Origin of the sequence: Bacillus sp. PPSBB_11 (assembly GCF_038023285.1) — a bacterium.
Taxonomy (GTDB): domain Bacteria; phylum Bacillota; class Bacilli; order Bacillales; family Bacillaceae; genus Bacillus; species Bacillus altitudinis.
Genome location: NZ_CP150633.1, coordinates 3,228,375 through 3,242,125, shown reverse-complemented (window position 1 = coordinate 3,242,125; position 13,751 = coordinate 3,228,375). Strand labels below are relative to the sequence as shown.

General features: G+C 42.4%; 11 protein-coding genes. All 11 read left to right on the top strand.

The window, feature by feature from the left end:
- Window positions 1-3: 3 nt before the first annotated feature.
- On the top strand, window positions 4-696 hold the full coding sequence (gene alsE, locus V7L95_RS15835) for a D-allulose 6-phosphate 3-epimerase (protein ID WP_024719055.1): 693 nt from the start codon (window positions 4-6) through the stop codon (window positions 694-696).
- 182 nt (window positions 697-878) lie between these two features.
- The gene (locus tag V7L95_RS15830) at window positions 879-1,919 is read left to right on the top strand and encodes a LacI family DNA-binding transcriptional regulator (protein ID WP_008343725.1); all 1,041 of its coding nucleotides are present in this window, start codon (window positions 879-881) and stop codon (window positions 1,917-1,919) included.
- Between the two features lie 217 nt (window positions 1,920-2,136).
- Window positions 2,137-3,393 (top strand): ABC transporter substrate-binding protein, encoded by a 1,257-nt coding sequence (locus V7L95_RS15825; RefSeq protein ID WP_144740997.1) that lies wholly within the window; start codon window positions 2,137-2,139, stop codon window positions 3,391-3,393.
- Between the two features lie 30 nt (window positions 3,394-3,423).
- On the top strand, window positions 3,424-4,356 hold the full coding sequence (locus V7L95_RS15820) for a sugar ABC transporter permease (protein WP_025207432.1): 933 nt from the start codon (window positions 3,424-3,426) through the stop codon (window positions 4,354-4,356).
- Window positions 4,356-5,186 carry a carbohydrate ABC transporter permease gene (locus V7L95_RS15815; protein WP_340967218.1) on the top strand — a complete coding sequence of 277 codons (831 nt, stop codon included), beginning with the start codon at window positions 4,356-4,358 and terminating at the stop codon, window positions 5,184-5,186. The genes V7L95_RS15820 and V7L95_RS15815 overlap by 1 nt, the downstream gene beginning before the upstream one ends.
- 31 nt (window positions 5,187-5,217) lie before the next feature.
- Window positions 5,218-6,549 (top strand): alpha-glucosidase/alpha-galactosidase, encoded by a 1,332-nt coding sequence (locus V7L95_RS15810; RefSeq protein ID WP_017359551.1) that lies wholly within the window; start codon window positions 5,218-5,220, stop codon window positions 6,547-6,549.
- Between the two features lie 367 nt (window positions 6,550-6,916).
- A complete protein-coding gene (locus V7L95_RS15805) occupies window positions 6,917-8,377 on the top strand; it encodes a CoA-acylating methylmalonate-semialdehyde dehydrogenase (protein ID WP_165378884.1) in 1,461 nt (486 codons plus the stop codon).
- Window positions 8,378-8,600: 223 nt separating this feature from the next.
- A complete protein-coding gene (locus V7L95_RS15800) occupies window positions 8,601-10,145 on the top strand; it encodes a glycoside hydrolase family 43 protein (RefSeq protein ID WP_340967212.1) in 1,545 nt (514 codons plus the stop codon).
- A 41-nt stretch (window positions 10,146-10,186) separates the two neighbouring features.
- Entirely contained in the window at window positions 10,187-11,452 is a 1,266-nt protein-coding gene (locus V7L95_RS15795; protein ID WP_340967210.1) for a glucuronoxylanase, read from the top strand.
- 131 nt (window positions 11,453-11,583) lie between these two features.
- Window positions 11,584-12,291 carry a response regulator transcription factor gene (locus V7L95_RS15790; protein ID WP_113747415.1) on the top strand — a complete coding sequence of 236 codons (708 nt, stop codon included), beginning with the start codon at window positions 11,584-11,586 and terminating at the stop codon, window positions 12,289-12,291.
- 2 nt (window positions 12,292-12,293) lie between these two features.
- The gene (locus tag V7L95_RS15785; protein WP_340967206.1) at window positions 12,294-13,697 is read left to right on the top strand and encodes a HAMP domain-containing sensor histidine kinase; all 1,404 of its coding nucleotides are present in this window, start codon (window positions 12,294-12,296) and stop codon (window positions 13,695-13,697) included.
- The last annotated feature ends 54 nt before the right edge of the window (window positions 13,698-13,751 follow it).

Here is a 13,751-nt window from a genome sequence, read left to right as displayed (position 1 = left end):
AGGATGACAGCCATTTTCTCACCTTCACTGATGTGCATGGATTTAACGCACTTCCGTGAACAAATTCAGCTGCTGAACACAAGGGCAGACCGTTATCATGTCGACGTCATGGATGGTCACTATGTAAAAAATATGACCTTATCACCCTTTTTCATTGAACAACTTCGGAAACTGACAGACGTTCCGATTGATGTTCATCTAATGGCCGAACAGCCTCAGGAATTTTTAATTGATGCATGTATTGATGCAGGCGCAACGATGATTTGTTTACATCCAGAAGTGGTGCAAAGAGACGTTTTTCGAATCATTCGGCATATCCACGAAAGAAAGTGTGAGGTCGGCTTTGTTCTCAATCCCGCCACACCAGTTGCAGCATTAGATGCTTTTATTCATTTAATAGACCGGGTGACAATCATGACAATTGATCCAGGGTTTGCTGGTCAGCCTTTTATCAAAGAAATGCTTCCGAAAATGAAAGCGGTGAAAGAAATCAAAGAGAAGGGGGGATACTCATTTTCAATTGAGGTAGACGGCTCTTGTAATGAAAGCACGTTCCGATTGCTTGCTGAGGCAGGAAATGAAATTTACATCATCGGCACCTCAGGTTTATTTGGACTTCACGAAGAATTAGATAAAGCATGGGAAATAATGAAGCAATTGTTCGCAAAAGAAACAGCTACAATGAAATCACCTTAGTAAAAAGGAGGATGAAGCCATCCTCTTTTTTACGCAATTTTACTAAACAAACTATCTCCTTATCAAAACATACTCAAAAACTTTAAAAAAGCACAAATTTATAATTGAAAGCGCTTTATTTATGTGTTATTCTTCAAATATCTTTAGTAAACATTTAGTCAAAAATGATGAGGAGTTTGCCTATGACTACACTCAAAGATATTGCTCATGATGCAAAAGTATCTGTCTCTACTGTATCCCGTGTGTTAAATGGCGACCAAACGCTTGCCGTTTCACACGCAACAAGACAAAACATCCTCGACATAGCCAAGAAATTAAACTATACCCCAGTCAGAGCAAGAAAAGCCGATCAAGCAGAAGTAAAAAGCCCACCCGCATCCCCAGTCATCGGTGTCGTTGTCGCCCAATCCATTGACGAAGAATTAAATGATCCTTTTTTTTCATCGATTCGAAAAGGAATTGAAAAAGAATATGCCAAACGAGGTCTGTCCACTCTCCATACTTTTCGCCTAAGAAACATGGATAAAGGGGCGATACTAAAGGATATTGACGGTTTGATCGTCATTGGACGAATCAGCCCTGATACGGTTGAAAAGATGACAAACCGAATGGAACATATTGTGTTTATCAATCATTATGCGGATGAAGATTTGTATGATTGTGTACATGTGGATTTTGTCAGAGCGGCAGATCGTGCCATTCGTCATCTGCAATCTCTCGGCTATACACATCTAGGCTATATTGGCGGGAAAGAGAGGGAGCATTATTTCGAAGGAAATGCTGTGATTGAGGACGAAAGACAAACAACGTTTATCAAAAGAATGCAAGAAGCGGGAACTCTTCATATGAATGACATCCACATAGGCGAATATTCGATGCAAGAAGGCTACTCACTTATGCAAAAAGCCATTCAAAAAGGAAAGCTTCCAGAAGCCTTTTTTATCGGAAGTGATTCTATGGCAATAGGCGCTATGCGTGCGCTACATGAAGCCGGTCTTCGTGTACCTCAAGATGTCTCAATCGTGGGATTTAATGATATCGAAGCCGCTTCCTTTTCAAGCCCGCCGCTCACAACGGTTAAAGTATATACAGAACAAATGGGGGAAGTAGGTCTAAAGCTTTTGCTTGAGCGGATAGAAGGAAGAAAGCTTCCCCTAAAAGTCGTCGTGCCAACAAAGCTCATGCAAAGAGGCAGCACATGCCCAATCCATGAAAGGGGGTGAACGAGCATTTCAGCAAACAAAAAAGAGACAAAAAAGCAGGAAGGGATCTGCTGAGCATGATGGCCAGATCATGCTGAAAACAACGCAGTTCACCCAATTGCTCTCTTATCTCTTTGAAAAGAATAGAATTCCAGTATAATGGACTTCTTTTGTTTCCGCAACTGCATGAATTCTACCGATAATCGTCTGAATTTTCAGTGATCAAAAGGAGGAAACGATGAGTAAAAAAATTCTGATGCTGTGTGCAGCTCTAGTTTTGTCGATGATCTTGTCTGCTTGTGGCAATAACGGTGCGTCTGAAGCAAACGGAAAAGTGACCTTGACTCTATTCTCCACAATGAGCAACAGCGGGGAGAGAAAGGCATTTGAAGAAGTGATCCGTGACTTTGAAAAAGAACATCAAAACATCCGAATTGATGCCAACTTCCCTGGCAACAGCTATGAAGATATGATACGTGTCAAAATGGGCGCAAACGACATGCCAGACCTATTTGATACACACGGCTGGGCCAAACTGCGATATAGCGAATACGTGGCTGATCTAAAGGAGATGGACTGGGTAAAACAACTCGATCCTTCACTCGATCAAATTTTAAAAGACAAAGATGGCAAAGTCTATGCCTATCCGCTGAATCAAGCAAAAGACGGACTTAGTTTTAATGCCAATCTATTAAAAGAATATGGCATAAAAGTTCCTAAAACACTGGATGAACTGAAAAGTGCTTTACAGACTGTCAAAGAAAAAAGTAAAGGGGAAGTTGTGCCGCTCTGGATCCCAGGAGGCGATAATTCAAATATTGCCCAAGTCTTTGATGAGCTGGCAACGCCTTTACTCATTACTGATCAAAAACATCAATACGGAAAAGACCTTGAAAATGGATCATTTGATTGGTCTCACTATACACCGCTTGCACAGTTTATGAAGGAGCTGAAAGATCAAGACCTTTTAAACAAAGATGTACTCACTGCGAAACTATCCCAAGCACCTGAGCTGATGGCACAAAACAAAATTGCTTTCACCTTTGTGGGAGGATCTTTAGGACCTGAGGCGACTGAACTCAATCAATCGATCAAAGTAGGCACCATGCCCGTACCATCTATTCATGAAGGAGATGAGCAAAGCTGGATTGGCGGGGAACGCTTTACTGTTGCGGCATGGAAAGACTCAAAGCATCTAAAAGAAGCAAAACAATTCATTGACTTTTTAGCAAAGCCTGAAAACGCAAAGAAAATCGCAGAGGGCACTTCCTCTGAAACGGCTTTAAAAGAAGTCAAAGCCAAAAACTATTACTCTACATTTTACGAGCAATATGAAGATATTAAGATTGAACCCTATTTTGATCGGAAATACCTACCGAGCGGCATGTGGGCTGTCATGGCAACGACCGGTCAAGAATTATTAGCAGGCTCCATCACACCGGAACAACTATCGAAGAAAATGGAAGAGGAATATAAGCGTCTGAAAAAACAATAGCAGGCTCATGCTGAAACAGGAGTGAAGCCAATGAGTGACATCACAAAAGAAAAACAGGCGGCGACATTTACCTCTTTTCCCAAACAGAAGATGAAAAATAGCCAAAATTCTTCACTTTGGTGGATGTATCTGCCTGCTGTTCTCGTTGTCAGTGCCTTTATCATTTATCCCTTTTTTAACGGGATTCAGCTTTCTTTTACAAATTGGAACGGTTTCTCACAACAGTATGAGTGGATCGGACTTGATCAATACAAACGATTGCTGCAAGATCCAACTACATGGCTTGTTGTGAAAAATACCCTTCTTTACGGCATCGGGAGCACCATCTTACAAAATATGATTGGTCTTGGATATGCACTCTTATTAAATCAAAGTTTAAAAATGAGAGCCATCACAAGAACGGTGATCTATTTACCCGTCATGATCAGCCCAATTGCTATGGGCTATATTTGGTATTTTGTCTTTGCGTATCAAGGTGGTGCTTTAAACGACGTTGTTACCTTTTTTGGATTTGATCCAATGAACGCACTTGGTAATCCGCAGCTAAACACTTGGATCATTGTGTTTGTGAATACGTATCAATTCGTCGGGATTGCCATGATCATTTATTTAGCAGGACTCCAAAGCATACCTAAAGATTATTATGAAGCAGCACAACTCGACGGCGCTTCAGGTCTTCAGCAATTTTGGCGAATCACATTACCGCTTTTAATGCCATCTATCACCATCAATGTTGTGCTCAATGTGATCGGTGGACTTAAATTATTTGATGTCATTGTCGCCCTCACTGGCGGAGGACCCGGAGATTCCTCGCAATCGATGTCGACTTTTATGTACGATTTGTATTTCAAACGGCAGGATGCAGGCTATGCAGCGACGCAAGGTGTCTTCATGGCTGTCATCATCCTTGTCGTTAGTGTCGCAGCGCTCATTTATTTCAAACGAAAGGAGACCGAGGTGTGATGGATAACGCCTATAAACGAAAGAAAAGATGGTACTCCTTACTCGCCCTTTCGATTACATTGCTTCACCTGATTCCATTTTATATTTTAGTCACGACCTCTCTAAAGGGGATAGGAGATTTTAGCTCAAAATGGCTGTTCCCATCAACGCTCCATATTGAAAACTTTCGGATGGCATGGACAGATGCTCAGCTGGGCCAGTCCTTTTTGAATACAGTGATCATTACGTTCAGCTCGGCTGCCCTACTCATCATCTTTGGATCACTTGCCGCCTATCCGCTCGCAAGAAGAGGAACAAAGCTGAATCAAGCGGTGTATCTCTTATTCATTGCCATTATGGTCATACCGCCGCTCACAGCCCTTGTCCCTTTATACAAAATGGTTGTACAAATTGGCATGATGAATACTTATCAAATCGCTATTTTAAACAATGTTGCTGCTTTTTTGCCACTGACGATTTTTCTATATGCCGGTTTTATCCGGTCGACGATTCCAAAGGAGCTTGAAGAAGCCGCTCGTATTGATGGCGCGGGAACACTCAGAGTCTTTTTCAGCGTCGTTTTTCCGCTGCTGAAGCCGATTACCGCTTCTGTTTTAATCATTGCCTGTGTGTATATTTGGAACGACTATCAATTTGCCATCTTCTTCTTGCAAGATAAAGAGATGCATACACTTACAGTCGCCTTATCCAATTTCTTTGGCCAAAATCAACACCAACTCCAGCTCGTTGGCGCCGCTGCTCTTATTGCGATGCTGCCAATGGTCACGTTGTTTTTACTTTTGCAAAAATACTTTATCGCAGGGCTGTCTCAAGGCTCTGTTAAAGGGTAATCCAACCTTGATGTAAAAAGGAGTGTCGTCTATGTCTAAAATTACATTTATCGGTGCAGGAAGTACCGTGTTTGCTAAAAATATATTAGGAGATTGTTTGTTCGTTCCCGCACTTGCTGGCTTTGAATTTGCGTTATATGATATCGACCATAACCGGCTGAAAGAATCAGAAACGATGCTACGTCACTTAAAAGAGAACTACGGTGCACATGTGACCATTCAGTCGTATCACAACCGGAAAGAAGCCTTAAAGAATGCGAAATATGTCATCAATGCCATCCAGGTAGGAGGCTATCAGCCAAGCACTGTTATTGATTTTGAGATTCCAAAAAAATATGGATTAAGACAAACGATTGCGGATACGGTTGGCATCGGCGGTATTTTCCGCTCCCTTCGAACCATTCCCGTGATGCTGGACTTCGCAAAGGATATGGAAGAAGTATGTCCACACGCCTTATTATTAAATTACACGAATCCAATGGCCACACTGACTGGCGCTATGCTGCGTTATACTCGGGTTCAAACGGTTGGTCTTTGCCATAGCGTACAGGTGTGTACGAAAGATTTATTTCAATCACTTGAAATGGACCATGAAGGCATTGAAGAAAAAATTGCCGGCATTAACCACATGGCATGGTTATTAGAAGTGAAACGGGACGGTCAAGACTTGTATCCAGAAATCAAAGCAAGAGCAAAAGAAAAACAAAAAACGCGGCATCCTGATATGGTTCGTTTTGAACTAATGGATAAATTCGGCTACTATGTCACCGAATCCTCAGAGCACAATGCAGAATATCATCCGTATTTTATCAAATCTCGTTATCCAGAACTGATTGGACAGTTTAACATTCCGCTCGATGAATACCCACGACGCTGCGAGGAACAAATCAACAATTGGAATACGATGAAACATGACCTTGTGGGAAACACACAAATCACGCATACGCGCTCTAAAGAATATGGTTCACGTATCATTGAAGCGATTGAAACGAACGTTCCCTTTAAATTTGGTGGAAATGTACTGAACACAGGAGGACTCATTCACAACCTTCCTGAAAAAGCCTGTGTGGAAGTGCCATGTGTTGCAGACCGGAGCGGTATCATGCCATGTTATATCGGAGAGATACCTGAACAATTGGCTGGACTCAACCGGACCAATATCAGCTCACAGCTCATGACGATTGAAGCTGCAATCAGCGGCAAAAAAGAACACATTTACCAAGCGGCATTATTAGACCCGCATACAAGTGCTGAATTATCAATTGATGACACCATCAAACTATGTAATGAATTAATCGAAGCACACGGGGAGATGCTCCCGGCTTATGCAGAGCCGAGTCAATACGCAATTTCTTCTAAATAACTAAAATAAACGGTCTTAGCCTGATGCACCTGGCATCAGGCTTTTTTAGATCAACAAACTGATCATTGACTGAAAGCGTTTTTAATATTATGATTTTTCTAAAGTTAACCAACAGTTAACCAAAAACATATCATCAATTGATTAACATGATCATGACACACAGACAAAACGACCTAAAAGGGGGGACAGATCTTCGGAACCAAAAGAGCTAGAAGGTATAGACTTCACATGTATTATCAGAACGTAAAGCAAAACTGTGGTTTCATTTGACAAAGAGTGTATACAGATGAAGACCCCTTAGATGAGACAATGACGATAAATCAACACACGATTGCATCACAATCCAAACAAAGAGGAGAGAGGGAACATGACCAAAACAGATGTACAAACGTTGAAAAATTATATTGATGGACAATGGGTGGACGCCGAAACGAACCAAACGGAAGCTGTTTATAATCCAGCTACTGGCGAAGTCATCGCAGAAGTACCGCTTTCTACAAAAACGGATGTAGAACATGCAGTCCAGGCAGCACAAGAAGCGTTCACCACTTGGTCTAAAACAGCTGTTCCCCGGCGCGCACGTATTTTATTTAAATACCAACAGTTACTCGTAGAGAAATGGGATGAGTTAGCTGAACTCGTCACGCTGGAAAACGGAAAAAGTGTAACAGAAGCAAAAGGAGAGGTGCAACGAGGAATTGAATGTGTGGAATTTGCCGCTGGTGCACCAACCTTAATGATGGGGAAACAACTACCTGATATTGCGACTGGTCTAGAGTCTGGCATGTACCGCTACCCAATTGGCGTCATCGGCGGCATTACTCCGTTTAACTTTCCGATGATGGTCCCATGCTGGATGTTCCCGCTTGCCATCGCTTGCGGAAATACATTTGTTTTAAAACCTTCAGAACGGACGCCAATCCTTGCTGCACGGTTAGCAGAACTATTTGAAGAAGCAGGACTTCCAAAAGGTGTGCTCAACATTGTCAACGGCGCTCACGATGTAGTAAACGGTCTACTTGAACATGAAAAGGTAAAAGCCATTTCGTTTGTCGGCTCTCAGCCAGTCGCAGAATACGTCTATAAAAAAGGGACAGCACATGGTAAACGTGTACAAGCACTTGCCGGTGCAAAAAATCACTCCATCGTCTTGAAAGATGCTGATTTAGAATCAGCCACAAAACAAATCATTGGCGCTGCTTTTGGATCAGCAGGTGAACGCTGCATGGCAGCAGCCGTTGTCGCAGTGGAAGAAGACGTGGCGGACGACTTGATTCAACAATTGGTCGATGAATCCAACCAGCTTGTCATCGGAAACGGAATAAATAAAGATGTCTTTCTCGGACCAGTCATTCGGAAGGAGCATAAAGAACGAACTCTTCAATATATCCAATCAGGAATTGAAGAAGGCGCAAGCCTGATTCGTGATGGCAGACAAGATAACGAAACAAATGGAGAAGGGTATTTTGTCGGACCAACGATCTTTGATCATGTCACAAATCAAATGAAAATCTGGCAGGACGAGATTTTTGCCCCAGTCTTATCCATTGTCCGTGTCTCATCACTCGCAGAAGCAATCGACCTGTCCAATCAATCAAAATTCGCAAACGGTGCCTGCCTATACACAGACAGCGCTTCAAGCATAAGAGAATTTCGTGAAAACATCGAAGCCGGCATGTTAGGCATTAACATTGGTGTTCCTGCTCCAATGGCTTTCTTCCCATTTTCCGGCTGGAAAGATTCCTTCTACGGAGACTTGCACGCCAATGGAACAGACGGAGTAGAGTTTTACACGAGAAAGAAAATGGTGACCGCTCGGTATATGTAGCCTACATTTAATGAACATTGAGGAAGAATGCAGCTCCATCATGGAGACTGCATTTTTTTGTTGTCTTCTAGTTAAAAAGTAAGGGTTTTCATTGCACTCTTTACAGGGTTTCACAGGGAGAAATCATTCTTTGTATTCATTCTTCATCACGAAACATCAACATAATTTGAAATTGGGCCTAAACCCCAATATCAGGAAGATGAAAACAGGAGGAAATGACACGATGAGGACGAGGATGAAGTGCAGCGTTTGTTTATTGATTTTCACTTTGGTACTGAGTTGTTTGCCGGTATATGAAGCGAATGCGGCAAGCACTCCTATTGCCAAGCAAGTAGGAAATGCAAACCCGCTCATTGATCATCACTTAGGAGCAGACCCGTTTGCGCTTACCTATAACGGAAGAGTGTACCTTTATATGTCGAGTGATGACTATGAATATCAAAGCAACGGAACGATTAAGGACAATTCATTTGCAAATCTGAATAGAGTATTCGTCATCTCTTCGGCGGATATGGTCAACTGGACCGATCACGGAGCGATTCCAGTAGCTGGAGCAAATGGGGCAAATGGCGGCAGAGGCATTGCCAAATGGGCAGGCGCATCATGGGCCCCATCAGCAGCGGTAAAGAAGATCAATGGAAAGGATAAATTTTTCCTTTATTTCGCTAACAGCGGCGGAGGGATTGGAGTCCTTACAGCAGACAGCCCGATCGGCCCATGGACTGATCCGATTGGAAAACCACTCGTTACGCCAAGTACACCTGGCATGTCTGGAGTTGTATGGCTTTTTGATCCGGCCGTATTTGTAGATGATGACGGTACTGGTTATCTATATGCCGGCGGTGGCGTTCCAGGCGGTTCCAATCCAACGCAGGGACAATGGGCAAATCCTAAAACAGCAAGAGTCCTGAAGCTAGGTGCTGATATGACAAGTGTGGCCAGTATCGCATCCACCATTGATGCTCCTTTTATGTTTGAAGATTCAGGGATGCATAAGTATAACGGTACCTATTACTATTCCTATTGCATCAATTTTGGCGGCTCACATCCTGCTGATAAACCACCTGGTGAAATCGGCTATATGACGAGCTCAAGTCCGATGGGACCCTTCACGTATAAAGGACACTTTCTGAAAAATCCGGGTGCTTTTTTTGGTGGCGGCGGTAACAACCATCATGCGGTGTTCAATTTTAAAAATGAGTGGTATGTGGTGTATCATACGCAAACCGTTAGCTCTGCATTATACGGAAGCGGCAAAGGCTATCGCTCTCCACATATTAACAAGCTTGTGCATAATGCAGATGGCTCCCTTCGAGAAGTAGCAGCCAATTATGAAGGGGTGAAACAGCTATCTAATCTGAATCCATATCAACGTGTTGAAGCTGAAACATTCGCTTGGAATGGACGCATTTTGACAGAAGCCTCGTCAGCACCAGGAGGACCAGTGAATAACCAGCATGTCACCAATATTCAAAATGGCGATTGGGTGGCTTTAGGGAATGTAGACTTTGGTTCAAATGGCGCTAGAACATTTAAAGCCAATGTCGCATCGACAGTAGGCGGGAAAATAGAAGTACGCCTTGGCAGCGCAAACGGCAGACTGGTTGGTACACTGAATGTCCCTTCCACCGGTGGAACACAAAACTGGCGGGAAATAGAAACAGCGATTAACGGCGCATCCGGAGTGCACAACGTATTTTTTGTCTTTACCGGAACAGGCGGGGGAAATCTATTCCAATTTGATTCTTGGCAGTTTACTCAAAGGTAGCGAATAAAGGTGCTTAAATGTTTGATAGAGGAGTGGGAAATTTGATGTCATGTATAAAAAAACCAATGCTTGCTTTATTGGTGTGTTTCACCATGCTATCTGTCATGTTCATAGGCCCCGGAGTAGCTGAAGTATCAGCAGCTGACGCAAACATTAACCTTAATGCAGAAAGACAAGTGATTCGTGGTTTTGGCGGAATGAACCATCCAGCTTGGATTGGTGATTTGACAGCGCCACAAAGGGAGACTGCCTTTGGCAATGGACAAAATCAGTTAGGGTTTTCCATTCTTAGAATTTATGTAGACGAAAACAGAAACAATTGGAGCAGAGAAGTCGCGACGGCCAAACGAGCGATCGAGCATGGTGCTCTAGTCATTGCTTCCCCTTGGAATCCTCCAAGCAGTATGGTTGAAACATTTAACCGGAATGGATCACCTGCCAAGCGGCTTAAATACAATCAATACGCAGCATATGCTCAGCATCTGAATGATTTTGTCACTTACATGAAAAACAACGGAGTCAATCTTTATGCCATTTCTGTACAAAACGAGCCTGATTATGCGCATGAATGGACATGGTGGACACCTCAGGAAATCCTGCGATTCATGAGAGAAAATGCCGGCTCCATTAATGCACGTGTGATTGCACCAGAATCGTTTCAATACCTTAAGAATATCTCAGATCCTATCTTAAACGATCCGCAGGCGCTAAGGAATATGGACATTCTCGGCGCTCATCTATACGGAACCCAAATTAGCCAGCTTCCGTACCCTCTTTTCAAACAAAAAGGGGCAGGGAAAGAGCTATGGATGACAGAGGTCTACTATCCGAATAGTGATAACAATTCAGCGGACCGCTGGCCTGAGGCATTAGGGGTATCAGAGCATATTCACCAATCAATGGTGGAAGGGGACTTTCAGGCGTATGTGTGGTGGTACATCCGGAGATCATACGGTCCTATGAAAGAAGATGGAATGATTAGCAAGCGTGGATACAACATGGCGCATTTCTCCAAGTTTGTGCGTCCAGGGTACGTCAGAATTGATGCAACGAAAAGCCCTGAATCAAATGTTTTCGTCTCAGCTTATAAAGGAAACAATCAGGTCGTCATTGTGGCGATTAATAAAAACAATGCAGGGGTCAATCAACACTTCGTCGTGCAAGATGGCTCTGTTTCTCAGGCGTCTAGATGGGTGACGAGCGGCAGCAGCAACCTTCAACCTGGAACTGACTTAAACATATCAGGAAATCAATTTTGGGCTCATCTCCCTGCTCAAAGTGTGACAACATTTGTGGTCAAACGCTAGAGAAACACGAAAAGCCAATTTTCTCATTCAAAAAGAAAATTGGCTTTTTTCTGTGTAAATAGAAAGTTGATTTTTCACGACGTCAACACTTTGGGTATAATAATAACAATGACTTCAGGAGAGTGATTATCATGCCAAAGGTTCAAAGCAAAGTATTAATTATAGATGACGAAAAAGAAATATTGGAATTAATCGATACCGTATTAACAAGAGAAGGCATTGATCAGGTGTTAACAGCTTCAACTGCCCGTGATGGGCTCTCGCTATTTCATCAAGAACAACCCGATCTCGTCATACTGGATATTATGCTGCCAGACGGAGAAGGCTACGATATTTGCAAACAAATCAGAGATGTCTCGCATGTTCCGATTATCTTTTTATCAGCAAAAGGAGAGGAATCAGACAAAATTGTAGGACTTGCCATTGGCGGCGATGATTACATTACAAAACCGTTCAGTCCAAAAGAAGTCGCCTACCGGGTAAAAGCCCAGCTAAGACGGTCATCATACGTACAGCCTTCTCAAGCGGAGCCCGTGATCAAAAAAGGCCCATTTGAGTTAAACGAGCAGCAAGCCGAACTGACGAAAAACGGAGCGGCGATTGAGCTCACTCCGAAAGAACTTATGTTAATGACTTATTTCTTGCAGCATCCGAATCGCGTGATCAGTAAAGAAACGCTTTATCAAACGGTTTGGGGAGAGGATTTCTTCGGTTCTGATAATACGGTAATGGTTCATATACGAAGACTTCGGGAAAAAATAGAAAATTCCCCATCTACACCAGAATTTCTCGTGACGGTCAAAGGGCTTGGCTATAAATTTGTTGTAAAGGATGCGTAAAGATGAAATGGCGATTAACAGGCAGATACATGGTCTCTGTCATTATCGTGACCATTATCACGGTCTTTATTAACTTATTTGGATTCATGATATGGCTTGTACTACAAGCAAGCAGTCAGCAAAACGAAGAAAATACGCCGGAAACCTTTACAAGAACATTTGAACAATACATCACCTTGTCTGATCAAGATATCACTGTGAGTAAAGAAGGACAGCAAGCTTTAAAACAACAAAATGCGTGGATTCAAATATTAGACGAAAATGGACAAGACGTCTATCATGCACTAGCACCTAAAGGCTTAAAGAGCAAATACACACCTATAGAAGTCGTTAACTTACATAAATATAAAGATAAGCAATTGATGTCGACGATCTATGCTGGAGGAAAAAATGGAAAGGGTAAGGAATACAGCTATTTCATCGGATTTAAGGACCCTTCCATCGGAAAATATTTATTTTCTTTTGATACGAAAGAATTAATATCGCAATTCAATATCGGGACGATGATTTTATTATCGATTGATGCCATCATTGCCTTATTCATTGGATACTTATTCAGCCGGCAACTCATCAAACCGCTCGGCCGTGCCATTTATGGCATCCAGAGGCTCGCAAACGGAGATTATACGACGAAGCTGCCAACGAAGGGGATATATAAAGATGTGTTCTATAATGTCAATCACTTATCCGAGCAGCTCGCTTCAAGCCAAAAAGAAAAAGACAAATTAGAGCAAATGCGAGAAGAGTGGATCAGTCATATTTCTCATGATATTAAAACACCATTATCCTCTATTCAAGGCTATGCAGAAATCATGAAAGATCCAAATTATCCTCTTTCAAATCAAGACATTAGACATTATGCCAGCATCATAGAGAATAAATCATTGTACATCAAAGATGTGATGGAGGATCTCAATTTAACAACAAGGCTGAAAAATAACGACGTGATGTTGCATAAAGAACTGGTGAACATTGTGCCATTGCTGCGTGAAACGTTAATTGATATCCTCAACGATTCGAGATATGCAGATCAGACCATTGAGCTGCAAACGAATGTAGACAAGCTTATGCTAAATATTGATACGATCCTCATACGAAGAGCGGTCACCAATCTCATTTTAAATGCCCTTGTTCACAATGATGCTGATGTGAAAATCATTGTACAGCTTGAACAAAAAGAACATACCCACATCACCATTCAAGACAACGGCAAAGGAATTGAAGAGGCAGAGCTAGAAAAAGTGTTTGACCGCTACTATAGAGGGACGAATACTGGAGGGACACATGCAGGCTCAGGCCTTGGAATGGCGATTGCAAAAGATATCATCCAAAAACACGGGGGAGATATTACAATACAAAGTATGATAGGAGAAGGAACAACGATTGATATCCAATTACCCGCTTGAACGGACATACAAAAAAACGGTTCTGCTCAATCACAGAACCGTTTTTTCTAACTC

Coding starts and splice junctions, on each gene's coding strand:
- alsE (WP_024719055.1), top strand. CDS start 4: ATGACAGCCATTTTCTCACCTTCACTGATGTGCATGGATTTAACGCAC.
- V7L95_RS15830 (WP_008343725.1), top strand. CDS start 879: ATGACTACACTCAAAGATATTGCTCATGATGCAAAAGTATCTGTCTCT.
- V7L95_RS15825 (WP_144740997.1), top strand. CDS start 2,137: ATGAGTAAAAAAATTCTGATGCTGTGTGCAGCTCTAGTTTTGTCGATG.
- V7L95_RS15820 (WP_025207432.1), top strand. CDS start 3,424: ATGAGTGACATCACAAAAGAAAAACAGGCGGCGACATTTACCTCTTTT.
- V7L95_RS15815 (WP_340967218.1), top strand. CDS start 4,356: ATGGATAACGCCTATAAACGAAAGAAAAGATGGTACTCCTTACTCGCC.
- V7L95_RS15810 (WP_017359551.1), top strand. CDS start 5,218: ATGTCTAAAATTACATTTATCGGTGCAGGAAGTACCGTGTTTGCTAAA.
- V7L95_RS15805 (WP_165378884.1), top strand. CDS start 6,917: ATGACCAAAACAGATGTACAAACGTTGAAAAATTATATTGATGGACAA.
- V7L95_RS15800 (WP_340967212.1), top strand. CDS start 8,601: ATGAGGACGAGGATGAAGTGCAGCGTTTGTTTATTGATTTTCACTTTG.
- V7L95_RS15790 (WP_113747415.1), top strand. CDS start 11,584: ATGCCAAAGGTTCAAAGCAAAGTATTAATTATAGATGACGAAAAAGAA.
- V7L95_RS15785 (WP_340967206.1), top strand. CDS start 12,294: ATGAAATGGCGATTAACAGGCAGATACATGGTCTCTGTCATTATCGTG.